The sequence below is a fragment of the Paenibacillus montanisoli genome, from assembly GCF_003268025.1.
GTDB classification, from domain to species: Bacteria; Bacillota; Bacilli; order Paenibacillales; family Paenibacillaceae; genus Paenibacillus_Z; species Paenibacillus_Z montanisoli.
The window spans coordinates 57,794-77,404 of the sequence record NZ_QLUW01000001.1 but is presented as its reverse complement, the minus strand read 5'-3'; the positions used below and the strand labels follow the sequence as shown (position 1 = coordinate 77,404).

14 protein-coding genes are annotated in these 19,611 nt (G+C 49.1%); 3 read left to right on the top strand and 11 right to left on the bottom strand.

All coding sequences use genetic code 11. From position 1 onward, the window contains the following. Window positions 1–226 precede the first annotated feature (226 nt). The 5 genes from DL346_RS00420 to DL346_RS00400 form a co-directional block, all read right to left on the bottom strand. The gene (locus DL346_RS00420; RefSeq protein WP_112880005.1) at window positions 227–2,500 is read right to left on the bottom strand and encodes a glycosyl hydrolase family 95 catalytic domain-containing protein; all 2,274 of its coding nucleotides are present in this window, start codon (window positions 2,498–2,500) and stop codon (window positions 227–229) included. Between the two features lie 26 nt (window positions 2,501–2,526). After that, the gene (locus tag DL346_RS00415) at window positions 2,527–4,203 is read right to left on the bottom strand and encodes a right-handed parallel beta-helix repeat-containing protein (protein WP_112880004.1); all 1,677 of its coding nucleotides are present in this window, start codon (window positions 4,201–4,203) and stop codon (window positions 2,527–2,529) included. 63 nt (window positions 4,204–4,266) lie between these two features. Next, a complete protein-coding gene (locus tag DL346_RS00410; RefSeq protein WP_112880003.1) occupies window positions 4,267–5,565 on the bottom strand; it encodes a Gfo/Idh/MocA family protein in 1,299 nt (432 codons plus the stop codon). 116 nt (window positions 5,566–5,681) lie between these two features. Continuing rightward, window positions 5,682–7,325, bottom strand: a complete 1,644-nt coding sequence (locus tag DL346_RS00405; protein WP_165822314.1) for an ABC transporter substrate-binding protein — start codon at window positions 7,323–7,325, stop codon at window positions 5,682–5,684. Window positions 7,326–7,552: 227 nt separating this feature from the next. Continuing rightward, complete coding sequence (locus tag DL346_RS00400) at window positions 7,553–9,805, bottom strand: helix-turn-helix domain-containing protein (RefSeq protein WP_112880001.1); 2,253 nt, start codon at window positions 9,803–9,805, stop codon at window positions 7,553–7,555. 257 nt (window positions 9,806–10,062) lie between these two features. Between DL346_RS00400 and DL346_RS00395 the strand changes: the two genes are divergently transcribed. Together DL346_RS00395 and DL346_RS00390 are read left to right on the top strand one after the other, a co-directional pair. Beyond that, window positions 10,063–11,055: an ABC transporter permease gene (locus DL346_RS00395; protein WP_112880000.1), complete on the top strand. Its 993-nt coding sequence runs from the start codon at window positions 10,063–10,065 to the stop codon at window positions 11,053–11,055. Window positions 11,056–11,077: 22 nt separating this feature from the next. Then, window positions 11,078–11,977, top strand: a complete 900-nt coding sequence (locus DL346_RS00390; RefSeq protein ID WP_112879999.1) for a carbohydrate ABC transporter permease — start codon at window positions 11,078–11,080, stop codon at window positions 11,975–11,977. A gap of 131 nt (window positions 11,978–12,108) precedes the next feature. On the opposite strand, the gene DL346_RS00385 is transcribed toward DL346_RS00390, so the two are convergent. Both DL346_RS00385 and DL346_RS00380 read right to left on the bottom strand, forming a co-directional pair. Further along, window positions 12,109–12,432, bottom strand: a complete 324-nt coding sequence (locus tag DL346_RS00385) for a MocE family 2Fe-2S type ferredoxin (protein ID WP_112879998.1) — start codon at window positions 12,430–12,432, stop codon at window positions 12,109–12,111. 30 nt (window positions 12,433–12,462) lie between these two features. Then, entirely contained in the window at window positions 12,463–13,545 is a 1,083-nt protein-coding gene (locus DL346_RS00380; RefSeq protein ID WP_206098455.1) for a fatty acid desaturase, read from the bottom strand. Between the two features lie 125 nt (window positions 13,546–13,670). On the opposite strand from DL346_RS00380, the gene DL346_RS00375 reads away from it, so the two are divergent. After that, window positions 13,671–14,552, top strand: coding sequence for an AraC family transcriptional regulator (locus DL346_RS00375; RefSeq protein ID WP_112879996.1), 882 nt, complete (start codon window positions 13,671–13,673; stop codon window positions 14,550–14,552). A gap of 49 nt (window positions 14,553–14,601) precedes the next feature. On the opposite strand, the gene DL346_RS00370 is transcribed toward DL346_RS00375, so the two are convergent. The 4 genes from DL346_RS00370 to DL346_RS00355 form a co-directional block, all read right to left on the bottom strand. After that, the gene (locus tag DL346_RS00370; protein WP_112881705.1) at window positions 14,602–15,867 is read right to left on the bottom strand and encodes a Gfo/Idh/MocA family protein; all 1,266 of its coding nucleotides are present in this window, start codon (window positions 15,865–15,867) and stop codon (window positions 14,602–14,604) included. A 33-nt stretch (window positions 15,868–15,900) separates the two neighbouring features. Then, window positions 15,901–16,791 carry a carbohydrate ABC transporter permease gene (locus DL346_RS00365; protein ID WP_112879995.1) on the bottom strand — a complete coding sequence of 297 codons (891 nt, stop codon included), beginning with the start codon at window positions 16,789–16,791 and terminating at the stop codon, window positions 15,901–15,903. Between the two features lie 17 nt (window positions 16,792–16,808). Continuing rightward, entirely contained in the window at window positions 16,809–17,663 is an 855-nt protein-coding gene (locus DL346_RS00360; protein ID WP_420849529.1) for an ABC transporter permease, read from the bottom strand. A 98-nt stretch (window positions 17,664–17,761) separates the two neighbouring features. After that, window positions 17,762–19,531 (bottom strand): extracellular solute-binding protein, encoded by a 1,770-nt coding sequence (locus DL346_RS00355; RefSeq protein WP_112879993.1) that lies wholly within the window; start codon window positions 19,529–19,531, stop codon window positions 17,762–17,764. Window positions 19,532–19,611 lie beyond the last annotated feature (80 nt).

Below are 19,611 nucleotides of genomic sequence, written 5' to 3'. Positions count from 1 at the left end.
AAATAGAGAAGCCCTCTTAGCACTAGTTCAATTTCTTTAAATAACCTCAACCCTCCCCCTCGACGGTCAATTTTTCATTGAAATTGCAATATTGACAATAACCCCCCTCAAAATTTACGAATACAGAAAAAAGTATTAATTTCTTAGAAAATCTGCAATCGCAGCACATGAAAAACTATACTTTTTATATAAAAACTGCTTTTCGCAGAAGTGGAGTGCCTTCGATTTATCTAATTATCCTGCAAGTTTCGCCTTTCTTCAGCTCTACGGGGAATTCCGATTCATTCAAACATTGTAAGGCGGTTACAGAGCCATCAATGTCTAGTAGAACCTCGTCTGCTTGGAACCGGTTTTCTACAAGGAAACTGCCCCCTCTTTCCGCATAAAGCTCCACATACTCCAAATGTCCGCCCGTTATCTTGGCAGATACGAGTACGCCCATCTCGCCGCGGAACCGCCTAAATTCAACCGCGCTCTTCAGCCAATCTGCCGGAATGGCAGGAAACGTCCGGATTACGCCGCCGTTTGTCTGAAGCAGCATCTCCTGCAGCGCATCTGCCGCAGCCATATTGCCTTCGAGCGTAAATGGCCGGTAACGCGCTTGCGTCAGTCCGGTGTGCTTGTAATCGCCGTTTAAGTGAAAACCGTTCGGCGAGCATAGGTAGTTCCAAAACTGTAGAAGGTGATAGCGTGCGGCTTCTCCATTTCCTTGTTGAATATAGATGGAAGCGGTCCACGGAAACGAATAGCCGACCCAGAATCCCTTCCCGAGCGTTTCCAGATGGTATACCGTCCTATCAATAATTTGCTTGTCCGCATCGGATCGGCGATAATCTAGCAATCGAAGCGGATAGATCGCCATCGCATGGGAATGATGTCGATGGCTTACCGTCAAAGACTCGTCAGGACTTATCATGAGGCCCGTTTCGTTGACTGCCAGATCGGGAAGCTGGTCGATAACCCCAGTCCATCTCTGTCTATCAACTGTTTCTTCCAACAACTCTGCCATCTGTTCTAATCGAGTAAACAAATACCGGATTAAAGACAAATCATAGTTGCTGTTCGGCGTAAGCCATGATTGTAAGCTGCTGTCATGAATTTCCGGAGAACTGGATACAGGAAGGCATAGCTTCCCGTCCTCTCCAGGATGCAGCAGCCCCAGCAAACATTCCGCGGTCTCTTTGAAATACACATACGCGCGGGTTTCGAGAAACTCGCGATCCCCTGTGTATAGCCAGTAATGGTCGAACGCCTGACATAACCAAATTTGATTCGTCGGGCTTAAGCTATACATGGGCCAGCCGCCTAACGGGTTGCCGTCTATGGTCATCACGGAAGGTAAATTAATGCCTGATGTTTCATAGAATCTAGCCGCAAATGCACGTGCCTGCGGGAGCAAGCCCCATAGAAAATCAATAAAGCTTTCCCCTTCTTGCAGATGGTTGGCCTTCATGTAATGCCAATAGCTTAATTGCGTGTTCAGATCGTTATGATAATCGCCTTTCCAAGGAGGCAGGTTCCCTTCGTCCGCTGTCCATACTCCTTGCAGCGGCATAGGCGGAGCGCCTTTGCGCGAGCATGAAGCAAACAGATAGTTGGTCAGGTACCACTGTTTCTCGAATTGGAATTCCGGCAGCGTTAGCTCGCTCTGGCTCCAGAAGCTTTCCCACCAGGCGCGATGTGACGGCAATGCTTCTTCATAACCGGCTTCGGCGGCCGCTCTAACCTTAAGCCTTGCGTCCTCAAACCAACTGACGCCGTCCAGATTCGCCGCCACTGTATACACGAACTCCATAACATGATCAGACTTGCCGGAAGCCGCAACTATAACGGCATATTCCAAGCCGTGATTCGTTCGCTGATAAAACCATCTCGTTTCTCCTTCACTGCCTAGGTCTGCGCAAGGGTAACCCAGCGATGTCAAGGAAATATTAAAATTAGATAACTTGTCTTCTCTTTCAGCTGCTATGCCCGCATAGTCAGGAGGGACAAGGGTCAATTCAAGCGCGTGGACATGCTCCCCTTCCAACCTGATGTAACCCAGTTTCGTTTCCGCATGAAGAAACGTTGTCATCCTATACGAACGGCCTTCCGCAAGCCAGTTGACTTCCGCTTCCGCATGCCTTACGCTCAACCGGCTTTCCATTTGTTTCGCCGCAGCGCTTCCTCTCAGTTCCAATCGACCTGCGGGCAATTTCGTAGGATAAGGGCATTTCGAATAGAAATGATCGAACCTGCGCGCTAGCTCATCCTGCTCTCCGTTCCGGGCAAGCTTAACCATGTTCGCATAGGTAAACCCGCTGTCCAGCGTCTCGGGAGCTACGCGTTTGTCCCACAAATCGCCCCGATCCAAGCTCAGTCGCAGCTGAAGCCCATCTCCCCATACTAAACAGCCGATTAATCCATTCCCCAGAGGCAGCGCTTCATCCCAGCGCCGAACTGGCTCTTGAAAGTGAAGATCGTGCTTTTCCGAAGGCATTTTGCAAGTACGTCCCGTCATTATGAGCACTCCTTTGTATCTATATTTCAGACCAGCCGATTGCCGCTGATCACCACATCACTGCAGGCCAGCAGACTAACGGCGTCTTCTGGACGAATTGGCTTCCCGCTTGAAGCGGCTCCTGCAATCTCGTTATTCAGCACATACAAGCCCGACGTGCTCTTTGCATGCAAAATATCCGCATCCGTCTGTTCGAATACGTTCTCTTCAATTCGGATATTTAAATGCACGGGCTGTTCGGCCCGTACCTCTCGATTCTCGGGAGCGACAAGAATAACGGGATGATCCGCGTCGCCGCATGCGACAAACCGATTGTTTCTAATCGTGACATCCCGGACCAGGCCGGATTCGAACCAGCTCTCGGCATCATCGGCAATCAGAATCGCGCTCATGCCGGTACGTTCAAACCGGTTGTTTTCGATGAGAACTTTCCGCCTGGTCGTAACCAATATTCCGCGCGTCGGAATACGGGCAAAACGATTGTTGCGGATGGTAACCTGCGGCGTCCATGTAACATTCTCCACAACATCGTGTTCCTCGGCCGAATCAGGAGACGGATTATCCAATGTGAGCAGCCAATCTCTAGCATCGAGCCGCTGGACAGCTTGAACGGTATTGCTCGAATAGGCCGTTAGTGAACGCGCTCGAATAAACTCGATCTCATCTCCGGCAAAAAAGGGTTCAAATCCATAGCTTTGCCCATGCATAAACCGGACGACGATTTGATACGGTGAAGGTCTATCCACGATTCTCAAATGGGTACCATGCACGTTGATGGCATCATCATGGGCCCCTTCGAAGTCGCTGTTCTCGACTCGGATGAGCCCGCGGCAGCCCGATACATGAATCAAATCCGCAAACCCTGCGCATGTCCGGCCGGAATCCACGCGAGGCTTCATGCTCATTTCGTCGAATGAAACATTCTCGCTGAACTGGCACACGATGCCAAGACCGTGCATGAAATGCATGCCGACCTTTGACCAGGTCACGTCCCGGCTATGAACTACGAAAGCGCCGACTTGATCGCGGATGCCATCGCGCAACTGAAAGATGTTGCCGACCTTGGTCTCCGGCACATCCGTGGCATAATGCAAGCGCAAGCGATTCGGCTCCAGCTCTTCTATTTTCACCGCCTCCATGACGGGATGCGGGATCCTCCTGATCGTATTGTTCGCCGGATCATATTGCCCTGCCGGTCCTCCTTGGTAACGCCAGCCCTCCCCAACCCAGAACAGCTCGCTATTATCGAACGCATACCACGAGTCGCGTTTAACACGAACATCCAGGTGGTGCGGGCCTGCTGCCTCGACCTCCAACTCCGACATGGTCGCGCGCTCGAAATCGATAGATAGATTCCGAATCTCGATATGTTCGCAACTATCGATGACAAGCGGCGTCATTTTTCCGTGGAAAACAAATAGCGAACCGTTACCGTCAAGCGTAACGTTCTTTATCCCTTTGAACCAAATGCCGACCGTCTTGGTCACATCCGGGTTCTCGGTTTCGCTAGCCGTATTGGAGACATAATAAGGCACTTTCGCCGCATGCTCGGGATAGAAATCGTATCTGCCTTTCGTAAGTGATATCTTTACCGGACAATCTTGCGTGCCTGCAGCCTCTATTACCCGTAGAAAAGCCGGCACGGCATCTTCGCCGAGATCGGGCTTTGCCCCGAAATCCGCAATATGAAAGATCTTCTCCATCCTCTTTCACCTCGAATAGTACTATTGGTAATACATAGCAATAAGGGGGATTCGTATTAGCTTCTAACCTTGCCTAATTGACACTTCATGCGCTTCTGCTTCCAATTCCTCAACGTATTCCGGTATGGACACGACCCGCTTCTCCAGCCTGGATTTCTCCGCGGCAAACGCGATCAAATGGCTCTGCACCGAAGCTTTCGCGCCGGTAAGTCCATTCTCTTGGCCTTCGCTTCTAACGAGACGGACAAAATCCCGCATAATATTCGTATCTCCTCCGCCATGCCCAGCCGCATCCGTATCCAAATGGATCGCCTCCGTTTCCCTGGTGACGAAGCTAGTCACTTCAATCACATTCTTCTCCATATCCGCCCTAATCTGACCTTGCGTACCCATGAGCTTGACCGAACGTCCTCCTTCGAACGTGAAGGCGCTCATCGTGAACGCCACGGTCACGCCGCTGGCGAACTCCAAATTCACGACCTGATGATCGACCACGTCGTTATCGCAGTGATAGACGCATCGGCCGTAAGGACCATCCTTTAAAGCGCTCATCACGCCTTCGTCGCTCGTGTCGTTGCTGACGACCGACCGCAGCACCGCTCCTACCCAGTCATCTCGTTCGATATACATGCGCGGCGCGTAGTACGGGCACGAATCTTGAACAGGGCACCCGTCCAAACAGCGAGTCGGGGCACCTTCAGGAGCGCTCTCCTTGCGAAAATGGGTAAGTGAACCGAAAGAGGACACATTCACGCATTCCTCATCGACAATCCACTGGAGAATGTCCATATCGTGGCAGCTTTTGGCCAGAATCATCGGGCTCGAAACTTCGGCTTTGCTCCAATTGCCGCGGACGAAGCTGTGGGCTTGGTGCCGGTGCTCGACGTTCTCCGTATGCTGGATCGAGACGAGCTTGCCGATTCTGCCGTCCGAGACAAGCTGCTTGATCGTAGCGAAAAAGTCCGTATAACGCAGGACATGGCAAATCGACAGCACCCGCTCGTATTTCTCCGCGTATTCGCCCATGATGAAGCATTCGAGAGGATCCGGGGACATCGGCTTCTCCAACAGGACGTGATAGCCTTTCTTCAGCGCCTTAATGGTTGGCTCAAAGTGCATTTTATCCTGCGTGCATATAAGGACGGCATCCGCCATTTTGGGTCTCGCCAAAAATTCCTCCCATTCATCAAAGGTGTTCAAGTCTGAAATGCCGTAGCTTTGCGCGAACCGTTCTCTCCGCTCTGGATCGCCCTCCGCAACAGCCACGAAACGAATCTCGTCGGGATAATTCATCGCATAGGGCGCGTATGCGCCAGCCCCTCTTTGACCGGCGCCGATAAGCGCAGCAGTAATTGTACGCATGCTTTATGTCTCTCCTTTAAGTGTTTATTTCCATTTGATTATGGATGTCCAAGCGAATATGTCAAATAGAAAATGAAAGGACGGATGCATGCATCCGTCCTTCATTAGTGCTAGGCTTACTTACCGTTTGCCGCTTTCCATGCGTCGATTTGCTTCTGCTTCTCGGCGATGATATCGTCGGCTCCTGCGTCTTTGAGCTTCTTCAGGAACGTATCCAGGTATTTATCCGGATCGATCGCGCCTACTTCTAGTCCCTTCAACAATTCGGCTGTGACCGAGTTTACATTTGCGATTTGAGTTTTAACGGGGTCCGTATCGAAGACGAAGCCCATTACCGGAGACACCATTGCCGTTTTGTCCGCTTCATAAATGGCGCTGAGTCTTTTGTCATTGACGTTCAAATCTGTACTCTTGTCCCAAAGCATTCTGTTATAAGATTGACCAATTTCCCACTCGGAGTAGTTGAAGTTGTACTTGTCTGGAATTAACTCGAATTGTCTGTCGCCGACCTTCTTGTAATCAACGTCCGGCTGACCGAACGCGATCAGATGGAACAGCTCGTCATCCGTATTCATCAATTCGATCATTTGCATCGCTTTTTCCTTATGCTGCGAATTCGCACTAATGGCAAGGACTGCTGCCGAAGGCGTATTCGAAGAAATGAACGCCGGAGTGAATCGTTTATTATACGAGTAAACTTTCGCAGCAGGATCCGACAAGGACATCATGCCAGTACCTGCGGCTTCCGGCAAGTCAATATCATCCGGATAAGGCTGGGAATAGATGGCTGCAAGCTTGCCTGCTTTACGATCCGGAGTGGTATCCTTCAGCGTCGCCGCGTCCTTCCGGACATAACCGTTCTTATACCATTCGCGCATCGTCTTCAGATACGCTTTGAATTCAGGCGTTTCATACTGATTGAATACTTTTATATCGTTGTCGCCGTAAATGACCCAGCCTGGAACGGTGGTATCGCCTACCGCATCCATGTTGTAATACACAGGCTGCCCCGAGAACAATTGTCCCGCTTCCATCGGAATGACGGTTTTATCGCCCTTCTTGACTTCAGCGAAGAAAGGTGTCAGGTCATCCCAGCTCTTAACCGATTTCCAGTCGAAGTTGTATTTATCAACGAGGTCTTTTCTAAGCTGAATGCCTCTGGCTCCCGCCATCCCCCATACTTGATAGTTGACCGCGCCGTAGATTTTGCCGTTGACTTTCACGCCATTCCATACGGAATCAGGCACGCGCGATTTCGTCGTAGGCGCATATTGATCGAGCAGATCGGTCATGTCAGCGAATGCGCCCTTAGATGCGCTTTGGAAATAGTTCAGATCGCCCCAGCTAGCGGTAAAGGCAATGTCGAACGGCTCACCGGAGGAGATCATCAGATTAAGCTTTTGCGGATACGAGCTCCAGTCCGTTACGACAAGCTTAAGCGTCGCATTGATTTTTTCTTTAATGATTTTGTTAGCCGCTTCCATAATGCGATCCATGTCTTTAATCGGGGAGTTCGCAATATACATCGTGAGTTCGACCGGATCTTCTGCAGCTGCATTTGATGCTGCCGTGTTGTTGGCCGATGCGTTCGTTGCCGATGCGTTTGCATTTTTATTGGTCGAATTAGATGATGCCTGATTAGACGTATTTGCTGCCGAATCATTAGAAGATTGATTGTTACTGCCGCAGCCTGAGAGTACAAGCGATCCCATAAGCATGAGCGCAACTGATGAAGCAATAAGTTGCTTCTGTTTAGACATGTACTTCGCCTCCCGTTTCATGTAGTGGATAATTGACGCAGATCCTTCTTTCGTGTTTTCGCAGATCGGCCATCTTCCTCTCCCCCGAATTGATGTGCCCCTCGCATTGCCGAGCTCAATTTCAAGATAAAGGTCCGCCCGTCTCTTGCCCACCGAAAAATGAATAACATCCATCAATTTATTGCGATTGAGGCGCTTTAAAAAAAGCAGATTTAATAGAAATCGTGCTATTTATCCGTGCTTTTGCGCGTTAGCCGGTACTGGGACAGCGGCATTCCGAAATGCTTCTTAAACAAAATATAAAAATAATTCGAGTCTTCCCAGCCGCACTGCTCTACGATCTCCTTGGTCGTCATGCTTGTCTCATCCAGCAGCCGCTTCACATGCTCCATGCGAACGGCCGTAATGTGTTCCACGACGGATTGACCCGTTGATTCCTTGAAGATCCGCCCCAAATAGACGTGCGACATCTGGAAATCTTCGGCAAGCACACTGAGGTTCAAGTTGGGATCACGATATTGCTCGGCAATGATATGCTTGACCCGTGTAACGATCATGTGACGCTTGTTCTGTTTATTGGTATCTAAAGAAGCGACGATCCCTTGAAATATTTCTTCGAAATTCCGGTGAATCTCTTCGAGCGACTCGATGCTCTCAATGTTAACGAAGAACGTTTGAAGCAAATCGGGTACACGCGATTGTTCGCTATCTGCGACGCTAGGGAAAGCGCTTCGAATCATAAACATTAAATGCATAACCGATGATAGAACCGTCTCATATCTCGCCCGGGCGAGACCTTCCATAATCTCGGCGTAATACCCATTGGCCTTCTCGAGATGTCCAAGCTTAAGCGAATCAAGCAGCAGCTTGGCCTTGTTTTCCGGAAACGTTGGCTGATTCGGCTCAATCGTAGACAGATATTCAGACGTAAGCACACTTCCTTTCCCGGCAAGCAACCGGTACAGCGAGAGCGCCAGCATGTCCGAATAAGCCTCTCCCAGGAAATGCGCAGAAACAACAGGATCTCCAATCGCAGCGGAGACCGAGAGGCGCAAATACTCTTTTATTGAGCTTTGCACGTGCCGAGAAAGCTCCTTGAGCATCGCTTCCTCTTCATCCGAACCGTCCGAATCCAGAAGTAGAACGAGCTTATCATGATCCATATCGATCACGTCGCCATGACGGGCAGACGCAAGATCCTCTATTATATTGGCGATTGCGAATTTCAGCAGTCTGCGGTCTCTCTTGCTATAATTCTCCACGAACGATCTATACCCATCAATCCGGAACAACACCATCCGAACCGTTCCGGCCAGGCTCGCGCGAACGCCCAGCTCCGATTTCTGAGTCTCAAGCTCTTGTTCTCCGAACGCTTTATTCCCGAGAATGACTTGCTTGAGCCAGTCCCCTTTCAACGTATCACGCTGATCCCGCTGCTTTCGAACTAACTCATCGTTTTTCATTCGAACAGAATCAATCAACGTTCTGACTGGGGAGTACAGTGATTTGGACATCAGCAGAGAGAAGAGCAAACCAAGTAAGAGCACGATGGCGCTGATGAGCAATGTTGACGACTTAATAGCCTCCACAGGCGACATGAAGGTGTCATAAGCAGTCAAGCTGATAAACTTCCACTTCAATTCGTCCGAGGATACGAACGTAACGTTGAAAGGCTTCCCCTCGATGCTCGTCTTGAAGCTGCCGGATGTTTGTTTTGATTCGAGGGCAGTACGCGCATAACTCTCTTGCTTGATACTGTGCTTGAACATCCCTTCTGAAGCGTGATTAACCACAACACCGTTATCATCAATAACGAATATATCGCTGTAATAATTGGCCTCCTTCGTATTCAAGGACGTAATCAGCGCGCGAAGCACGCTTGCTTTGATATTCACAACGAGCGCTGTCTGAAGATGCTCGCCCAAACGCGTCTGATAAGGCATGATGTAGGTATAGACGTTTACTCCACCTGAACTAGCATTTGGAATTGTTCGGGTAATCGGAACCGAGGCCGTAGAGTCCGTCCACTGCTTCACGAGATTTACGGCTTCAGGATCATAGAAATCATGAGCGGAATAGAATGCGCCGTTCTCCGTAGAGACAATCCGATCTAAAGGCAGGCTGACTGTATACGCCGAATAGACGTAATCATTGGTCGTAACAAGCAGGTTAAGAAACCGGAACGCATTGCCCAGCGGCGCCATATCATCCTCCGGATTAAAGAACAGGTTCGCGACGCTTGGTTCCGCCATTGCCGCGGTAATAAATTTCTGCGCAACATTATCCATATAATTGGCGCTGTAGCTAATCTGATGCAGTAAAGATGTGTTCGTACGATTAACGCTATCAATGGAGGCCGACGTATAGTTTCGGAACAGTAGAGCTGACAATCCGAAGATTAACACCGTGACGGTTAACGTAAAGGTAAGAAGCAGTTTCGTATACAGACTTTTTAGATTCGTCTTGCTTTGTAATGCCATACTCGGTTCCGCCCCTTTATAGCTGCCTTTTTCTATGCTTGCTTGTTCGACAAGCGGGCTTGGTTTCCTGTAGCACGAATTTCCATTTCCGACCGAATCGTTTGGAAACACACGATATTAAAGAAAAGTTCATTTTTTAATGTGCTTCATACACGGATTGTTGTAGGAAAATACGCTTTTTTCGGTTTGTTCCTCTCCCCGCTGCTGATACATTGATATCAAGCAACGCATATAGAATTGCATGAAGGAGTGGTAAAATGAGTTCCCAATCGCAAACGGTCGCAACGACCGTGAAAGGTGAACGCAAGAAAGCAAGTGTCCTATCCCCGCTGACCTTCCTCAGGGAGATCACGAAGCATTGGGCGTTCTATGTCATGGTTTTGCCCGGGCTGGTCTTCTTGATTATCTTCAATTACTTGCCGATGTTCGGAGTAGTCATCGCGTTCAAGGACTACAATCCAGTCGCAGGCGTATGGGGCAGCGAATGGAATGGCTTCAAGAACTTTGAGTTTTTCTTCAAATCCGATGCGCTATGGCGGGTTACCTTCAATACGATCTTCAATAACGTGCTCATCATCGTCCTTGTGACTTCGGTATCGATCCTGTTCGCCGTCCTGCTGCAGGAAACCGGAGGCCGATACCGGTCGGGCATCTACAAAAGTCTTATGCTGCTTCCCTTCTTCCTTTCCTGGATTGTCGGCGATTATATCGTTTACGCCTTGCTCAACCCGGATCAAGGATTATTGAACCAAATTAGAGAGCTGTTCGGATATGAAGCGATCGATTGGTATGGCGAGCCTTCCTATTGGCGGATTATTATGCCTGCCGCTTATCTATTGAAGAATGTGGGCTACACGTCTGTGATTTACGTCGCGGCGATAACCGGCATTTCCTCCGACTATTACGAAGCGGCTGAAATCGATGGCGCCAGCAAGCTGCAAAAGGCAAGATTCATTACGATCCCGCTATTGATTCCGGTCGTTATCATTCTCTCTCTTCTCTCTCTCGGCAAAATCTTCAACGGCGGACTTGGCGACTGGAGCGCATTTTACACGCTGCCGCGGGAATCGGGCATCTTATTCTCGACGACCGACGTTATCGATACGTATGTCTTCCGGGCGTTGAGAGGCGTGAGCGATATCGGCATGTCATCAGCGGTCGGTTTCTATCAAGCCGTCGTAGGGCTGGTCATCGTCCTCGCGACGAACTACCTCGTCAAGAAGTACGATTCCGAAAGCTCGTTATTTTAGCTCATACCTGGGAGTGATTGAAGTGCAAAATAGAGGATTCGCGCTTAAGCATACATTGCCGAAGCTGGTCGTTAACCTTGTTTTCATCGTTTACTGTCTCTTGTGCATCATTCCGGTTCTGCTTGTCCTGTCGATCTCGTTAACGGACGAAAGCTCGCTTATGGCGGAGGGCTATCATCTCATCCCGAAAGTATTCAGCACCTACGGCTATGAATATATCATTTCGGGTACATCGACCATTCTGAATGCCTATAAGGTCACGATTTTCGTAACGGTTGCCGGTGCATTCACTTCCTTGCTAGTGACTTCGTTGATGGGCTATGCGCTATCAAGGACCGAGCTCAAATATCGCGGCCAAATCTCGTTCATCATCTTTTTTACGATCTTGTTCAATGGCGGCTTGGCTCCTTATTATATCTTGGTTACTCGCTATCTTCATTTGAAGGATACGCTGCTGATCTTGATTCTTGCACTGCTCGTCTCGCCGGTGAACATACTCATCATGCGCAACTTCTTCAAAGAAGTGCCTAGCTCCATTATCGAATCGGCTAGAATCGACGGCTCGGGCGAGTTCCGGACGTTCTTCCGGATCGTGCTCCCGGTGTCTACTCCGGTGCTGGCGACGATTGGATTATTCTCGTCCGTCGGTTACTGGAACGATTGGTTTACGTGCGCGTTGTTCATCGAGAATAGCAAGCTGTACAATCTTCAATATTTGCTTCAGGCTCTTATGTCCAACCTTGATTACTTGCAAAGCAATGCGGCAGCATCGAAAACATTGGAGAGCGCGCTGGGTGTGCTTCCAGGGGAAAGCGCGCGAATGGCGACCTGTATTCTTTCCATCGGGCCGATCATTCTGCTGTATCCGCTGCTGCAGAAGTATTTCGTGAAGGGACTTACGCTTGGCGCTGTGAAAGCGTAATCTAATTATAGGAATTCACGCCTGCTCATGTATAATGCCTATTGCGGTATGAGTCATTCCTTGTGGTCTATAAATGCAGAAACGTCCCTGGTTCTACGCGAACCAGGGACGTTGTTGTTGTAAGATTTTAACTAGTCGATCTGGATAAAGATTTTATCATTCTCGACCTTTACGGGATAGGTTTTAAGATCAACGCACACCGGAGCCCGCTTCGCAGCGCCGCTTGTATAATCAAACCGGCCGTTATGCTTAGGGCATTCAATAATATTGCCCATCACCAAGCCATTTGCCAAATGAAATTTCTCGTGGGTACAGTATCCGTCCGTCGCGTAATAGTCGCTGTCCGCCGAACGATATACAGCGAACGTCCGATTTCCATGATCGAATCGGATCACATCTTCTTCGTCTATGTCCTCTTTATCGCAAACTTCAATCCAATTGGTAGTTAGACTCATGAATTCAACTCTCCTCGATTAGTTGTTGTGCTATACGACACGCGGTTCCTCTCCGCCTTGCCGGATTCTTTCCATTCTTTCAGCAAATTCGCGATAACGCAGCACGACGTACGATGGATCTTTTTTCGTCCGTTTGAGGGCAGAGATCGTTTCACGAACGGCGCTCGGAAAGCTCGACGCCGCTGCCGGACAATCATGCTTGATCTCTTCGTGCAGTGCTGGCAGATTGTAATACGGTACAAGAGGATACATATGGTGCTCCATATGATAGTTCATGTTCGTGTAGAAGAATCTCAGAATCGGATTGGTATAAAACGTCCGCGCGCAAATTCTGTGATCGAGCTTATCCTCGTATAATCCCATATGCTGCGTGGCAATCAAGAAAGCGTTCAGGAAAAAGCCGTAAATAGTAGGAAACCCAACGAACATAAGCGGCAGAATGTTATGCACAGAGAAGCAAGCGGCAATCAGCCCGCCGTAGCCGATTAGGAAAATGCGCGCTTCCCAAAACAATTTGTTGTGCTGGCTCTTTGGGATAAGTTCTCGTTCGACGGCGCTAAGGTAACCGAAAGAATGGGTAACCAATCTCATAACGGTTGGAATCAACACATTGTCACGAATGACCCAATGAAGCAGCCGGCGCCATTTCGGAGGACGAGGCTCAAAAATTTCAGGGTCGCTACCAACGATTATGGTATCCGTATGGTGGCGGGTATGCGTCCAGCGAAAGTTCGTTGCCTGCTCCAACGTAAGAAAGGAACAGATCTGGTACATCGCCTCATTCAGCCAAGCCGTTCGGAACGGGGTACCGTGACTGAATTCATGCCATTTGGATACGGCCGCCGTGCAATAAATCACCCCATAGAGGGCAAAGGCCGGAATGCTCCACCATGTCCCCCAGGACAAATAAGCGACATAGCCCGCTGCGATCTGGATCACGATCCAAAGTAACGTATCCCGAAGCGCGGGAGCGTCCCTTCGAACCATCAATTCCTTCAGACGCTTTCTCGGAATCGGACATTGATACCACTCGGCGGACACGAGTCCTCTCTGAATCGCTCTCTCCCGCTCCGGACCTAAAATACTGTAATCTCTTTTGCGCGGCTCGCTCACGATAATCACTCCAATTAATGTGATGACCTAAGTGTAAGAGAATCGGAGCTCTTTGACTTCCCGGATTTCATCAAATAAAATCAGAAACATAGGAACAACAGAAACAAGTGAAGGTGGAACGGTCAGTGGGCAAATTCGGCTCAGCTTCAATGCGGTGGGTGTATCGACTCGATGACCGAAATGGCGAAATAAATGGTATTCCCGAGCTTCTGCAGCTTGGATGCCAGAAGCTAGCGGAAGCGTACCCGATCACCTTTCATAGCCATGATCAAGGTTATGAGTTCGTTTACGTGGTGAACGGAATCATTACTTGGGAGATCGACGGCGAGTATTACCCAGTCAACGCAGGGCAATGGTTTTACACGAGGCCAGGTGAGCTCCATCGGGCGCGATTCGATCATTTGGAGCCCTGCCGAATCTGGTGGTTTGTCCTAAAGGATCCATCCGGCGAGAGCGATTGGCTTCGTTTGGATCGTGATGAGTTAGCCTTCATTGCCGACCGATTAGAGCAGCTGCCGCGAATTTTTCGCGCGGGCCCGCGCGCCTCGGAGCAATTTGCGCGTCTGAAATCGACCTTAGAGAACGATATGCCAAATAAAGAGCTGTTCGCCCGCCACCAGGTATTGGACATCTTGCTCGGGATGCTGCAGCAGCCTGCAGCCAAACCGGTCGATCCGGATCTCAAGCAGTCTATTGCAACCGTTATCGAGGAGTTCGCGCGCAATCCCGAAGCGAGATTTTCGATCGAACAAATGGCTCTCTCCGTAGGAGTGAGCGTCTCTCATTTCTATAAATTGTTCTACGAGCTCTATGGACAAGCCCCTGTCGCTTACATGGAGCGCATCCGAATGGAGCATGCCTGCGCCTTATTAAGGACCGACAGGTTGATTACAGACATCGCCATGGAGCTTGGTTTCAAAACGAGCCAGCATTTTACGACCGTGTTTAAGAAGCTGACAGGCAGTTCTCCCAGCGAATGGCGGAAGCATGTCCGGGATAGCAAGTAGATTCCGGCTCAAATAAAAATGGAGGCCGCTTTGGCCTCCATTTCCTTCTTCATCTAACTACAAGACTTGCAGCAAACTCCTTCATATCAATGACGCTTTGCTCCTCGCGCGCCTTCTCGGCAGCGAATGCCATCAAGTGGCTTTCAACCGAATGCGATGCGGTCGTAAGACCTTCGTTAATGCCGCCGTCTCTAACCAGCTTTACGAAATCTTTCATAAGACCCATGTCTCCTCCGCCGTGACCAGCGTGCCCCCCAGCAGTCTCGAATGAAATCCGCTCTACCTTTCCGCTGCCGAAATGAAGAATCTCGATCTCATTCTTCTCCATCGTGCCACGAATTTCGCCTGTCGTTCCCATCAATTTAATCGTCCGGCTAATATCCCGAGTGAACGCATTCATCGAGAATCCGGCAGTTACGCCATTGTCAAATTCCAGATTGACGATCTGGTGATCGACAACATCATTATCGCAGCGATAGACGCATCTTCCGTAAGGCCCCTCTTCGAGCGCCTTAAGCCGGGATTCATAGCTGCTATCATTGCTTATTGCCGCTGTCGGCCATCCCGTATCCTCAGTCAAATATTGCTTAGGAGCGTAATACAAGCATTCATCGGCAACAGGACAACCGTCAAGGCAGCGATGCGGCGCGCCTTCCGGCGCTTGGGATGAGGTAAAATGCGACAATGATCCGAACGAAGCTACACGGGTGCATGACGCACCGGCGAGCCAATAGAGAATATCCATGTCATGCGAAGATTTGGACAGAATCATCGGGCTGGATTCACTTTTTCTGCTCCAATTGCCTCTAACGAAACTATGCGCATGATGCCAATAGCCGACATTTTCATTGAGTTGAATGGACATAAGGTCGCCAATTGCCTTGCGTGCGAGTAAATCTTTAATTGTAGAGAAGAAATTCGTATAGCGAAGCACATGGCAAATCGAGAAAATTCGATTGTATTCCTTCGCCATCTCTCCCATCGCCACGCACTCCTTGGCATCAGGCGACATCGGCTTCTCAAGAAGCACATGATAGCCGGCCTTCAATGCTTTCCCGACAGGCTCGAAATGCAGTTTATCCTGCGTACATATGAGAACCGCGTCCGCAAGCTGCGGCTTTTCAAACAGCTCATCCCAGTCATGAAAGCACATTTCATCCGGCAGATTGTGCAGTGCCTTAAAATGGTCCCGGCGCTCGCGATTCGGCTCCGCTACAGCGACGACTTCAAGCTCGTGAGGATGGTGCAGCGCATAGTTCAAATAGTTAACTCCGCGTAATCCGGCTCCAATCAATGCAACCGTCACTATTCTCATCATTTGATCCCCTTTTCGGACTCTGTCTCGATTTCACTCTTTCACGCTTCCTACCGTCATGCCTTTAATAAAATACTTCTGAACAAACGGATAGACGATCATAATCGGCAGTGCGCCCATGAAGATTTGAGCGGTTCGAAGCGTTTTCTCGCTCAAATTCTCCAATGCTTCCAGTTGCTCAACGGAAATAGACGTCATCTGAGAGTTCAAAGACATAATGAGCGTCGATAGATACGTTTGTAGCGGATAGTTATCCGGAGAATTCATGTATAGAATGCCATCGAACCAAGAGTTCCAATGTCCAACGACGGTAAATAACCCGATAGTCGCAATGGAAGGCAGTGAAACCGGCAAATAGATTTGCCAAAGCGTCTTCCAGTGACCCGCGCCATCAATTGTAGCAGCCTCTTCCATCTCTTTTGGAATCGTTCTAAAGAAGTTGAGCATTAAGATCATGTTCCATACGTTCAATGCGCCTGGCAATATGAGGGCCCAAATCGAATCCAGCAACCCCGTCTCCTTAACCACCATATACGTAGGGATAAGTCCTCCGCCAAAAAACATCGTAATCGCAAAAAACCAAACGTACGGGGTACGCCATTTGAATTGGTCATTTGATTTGGATAGCGGATACGCGGTAAGAAAAACAAGGCTCATATTCACGGCCGTACCGAGCACTACCCGCTCTATGGATACCCAAAGCGATCGGAAAAACTCCACTTTCTCTCCTAAATACTCATAGGCATCCAGCGAGAATCCTACAGGCCAGAGTTTAACTTCGCCTGCCGAAGCCGCAACATTCGTGCTTAGCGATACGGAGAGTAAGTGCAAGAATGGAATTATGCCCAGTAGTGTAATACAAGAAAGAAACAGAACATTGGCCAAGGCAAATAACTTTCTGCTTATCGATTGTTTATAGACCACAGCACATCCTCCAGCACCTAGAATATTCTGTAATTGTTATACTTGTAAGCAGCATAGTAAGAAATCGAAACCAAGCCGAGCGAAATGACCGATTTAAACACGCCGACTGCTGCCGCCGGCCCGAATTGCTGACTGAACATTCCAAGCCTGTAGACGAACGTGTCGATAATATCGGATCCTTGATAGACGGTCGGATTGTACATAAGAAAGATCTGTTCAAAGCCGGCGTTCAAAATATTCCCCAAGCTCAATACGCCAAGAAGAATTAATATCGGGGCGATGCCAGGCAACGTAATATGAAGCATTTGCTTCCATTTGCCTCCCCCATCCACTTCCGCCGCTTCATAAAGGCTCATATTAATGCCTGTTATGGCAGCTAGCAGAATGATCATGTTATAGCCCATTCCTTTCCAAACATCCGAGCCGATGATGATCCCCCTGAACCAATCGTTGTTTAACATAAACATAATGGGTTCCAACCCCATCTGAGTTAACAAGGCGTTAACCGGCCCATGCAAGGAAAACAGCTCAATAATGACACCGCCGAGCACCGTCCAGGACAGAAAGAAAGGCAGAAAGATACTTGATTGAATGATGCGTACAAACCATCGCTTCGTCAGCTCATTCACCAATAGTGCTAGAATAAGCGGAACAAGCAGGAAGAGAATGATTTTGAATAGCGAGATGATGACGGTATTCCACAGCACTTGTTTGAAATCGGGCATATGAAAGACGTAATCGAAATTATCTACCCCGACCCAATCCGACTTCCAGAAACCGGACAAGGGTTCGAACTGTTGAAAAGCCATAACGATGCCTGCCATTGGGCCGTAAGCATAGATGATCGTGAAAATCACGCCGGGCAATAGCATAAGATGCAGCGGAGACTCTTTGCGAAATGATCTCAAGTCAGGCAACCTCCCTTATTAAAAAAGCGAGAGGAGTATGCTTCCTCCCCTCGCCTTGAGCATTATTTTACCGATTGATACCAATCATTGACTTCCTTCGTAATCTGCTCGCCGCCAAGCGACTTCCAGCTGGCGACGAACTTATCGAAGTCGTCGATCGAACCGCCCATGACGATCTTCGTGAATGACTCAGCCATCAATTTATCCAATTGCCCGCCCTTTTCTACTTGGGTCTTGGTTGGTACACCATAGAACTCGTTGCTGACGAATTGCTGCTGCTCTTTCAGCTGACGAGTGAGGCCCCAGCCTCCGTCTTTTGCGGCGCGGCTGAAATATTGCCCCCAGTTCACGCCGTTGGAAGCATTCGCCGTGTTCTTATTTAAGAAGTCATTCGTCGCCTTGAACACGTCGGCAACTACTTTGTAGTTGTCGTCGTCAAGCGAAATGTCCGTCTGCTTCGCATCCAACGCTTTATTCACTTCGGTATAAATCGTATCAATCTGACTTGGGTTGTAAATTCTCGGAACGAACCAGTTATACACGTAGCCATTTGCAGCTTGGTTCTTATCGATATATTGCTTCTTGCCCATCTCAAAGTAGAAATTGATCATCTTAATCGCGGCTTCCGGATTTTTCGCCGATTTATTGACGACCGTAATTCGCGTACCGCGCAATTTCGGCACAAGCGATTTGCCCGGGCCCGTAAGCGATGGAATTTGCAGCGGAATCCAATTCGCTTTCGGATCTTTGTCCACATTCAGGTTAAGCGGCCAGTTCGGATACCACCATTCGCCGTACGAGATCCCGACTTTGCTGGCGACGATGTCTTCCGAAACCTTGTTCTCGTCTTTAAGCGCAAACTCTTTATCGATAATGCCTTTCTTGTACCACTCTTGCATTTTGCTTAGCGCAGTCTTCACTTCCGGTTGAATCAGGCCAGGCGCCAATGTGCCGTCAGCACCTTTGATCCAAGCAGATTGACCGTCGCCGACAGAAGGATAGGCACCGAAGCCATTAAACAAGCCTCTCGTATCAAATCCCCAGTAGAAAAGGTTCTTCTGCAGAGCCAAACCATAGGTATCGTTAGCGCCGTTCTTATCCGGATCGTTCTTCACGAAAGCTTCTGCTACTTTCTCCAAATCATCCATCGTTTTTGGAGGCTGCAGGTTTAAGCTATCAAGCCAATCCTTCCGAATCCACAACAGCTGCGTTGACAAGAATGGGTCCTCAAATGAAGGAATGCCATACTGTTTACCGTCCGAGCTGAATGCTTTCATGGCGAATCCGCCATCGGACTCCATATATTTCTTGAGCGTAGGAGACGCATATTGATTGTAAGCTTCCGTCAAATCAGCCAGTACGCCTTGTTTGCGAAGCTTCTCGAATGTTCGTTGGTCGACATCCATTATATCCGGCAAATCGCCCGAAGCCATAGCAAGGGCAAACTTTTGCTCCGCTTGATTTCCAGGAACCATATACTTGTATTTCACTTCAATATTCAGCATGTCTTTCAGGTCTTTGAGGTAGGCGTTCTTATCCGGCGTAAGTCCTTGCGGTGTACGCGGATCTTCCGGCGGATTGTATCCAATGACCTCTGTCACCGTTACTGGCTCGGCATACTTGCCCATCGGGTCTTGTGCTGCGGGTTCACTGGTTGTATTGCTAGCGGCATTTGTGTTCGTGGACGATGTCTCAGAATTAGAAGTTGATGGTTCGGCATTCTTTGCCGCTTCTGAATTGGCATTGTTCTCGCCTTTGTCTGCACACGCGGTCAACATCGAGAAAGCCAAGCCTGCCGTTACAATTAGCTTTAATCGCTGCTTCTGTTTCATATTAACCGGTAACCCCCTCTAGGTAATGTGTGTTGTCTTGCCTACGTCTTTAATTGTATAGGGGTTGACGGACACCAACA

What these genes read in the sequence shown, in the direction of transcription:
- DL346_RS00395 (WP_112880000.1), top strand. Translation starts at nt 10,063, where the DNA reads ATGAGTTCCCAATCGCAAACGGTCGCAACGACCGTGAAAGGTGAACGC.
- DL346_RS00355 (WP_112879993.1), bottom strand. Translation starts at nt 19,531, where the DNA reads ATGAAACAGAAGCAGCGATTAAAGCTAATTGTAACGGCAGGCTTGGCT.
- DL346_RS00360 (WP_420849529.1), bottom strand. Translation starts at nt 17,663, where the DNA reads ATGCTATTGCCCGGCGTGATTTTCACGATCATCTATGCTTACGGCCCA.
- DL346_RS00420 (WP_112880005.1), bottom strand. Translation starts at nt 2,500, where the DNA reads ATGACGGGACGTACTTGCAAAATGCCTTCGGAAAAGCACGATCTTCAC.
- DL346_RS00415 (WP_112880004.1), bottom strand. Translation starts at nt 4,203, where the DNA reads ATGGAGAAGATCTTTCATATTGCGGATTTCGGGGCAAAGCCCGATCTC.
- DL346_RS00410 (WP_112880003.1), bottom strand. Translation starts at nt 5,565, where the DNA reads ATGCGTACAATTACTGCTGCGCTTATCGGCGCCGGTCAAAGAGGGGCT.
- DL346_RS00370 (WP_112881705.1), bottom strand. Translation starts at nt 15,867, where the DNA reads ATGAGAATAGTGACGGTTGCATTGATTGGAGCCGGATTACGCGGAGTT.
- DL346_RS00385 (WP_112879998.1), bottom strand. Translation starts at nt 12,432, where the DNA reads ATGAGTCTAACTACCAATTGGATTGAAGTTTGCGATAAAGAGGACATA.
- DL346_RS00405 (WP_165822314.1), bottom strand. Translation starts at nt 7,325, where the DNA reads ATGTCTAAACAGAAGCAACTTATTGCTTCATCAGTTGCGCTCATGCTT.
- DL346_RS00400 (WP_112880001.1), bottom strand. Translation starts at nt 9,805, where the DNA reads ATGGCATTACAAAGCAAGACGAATCTAAAAAGTCTGTATACGAAACTG.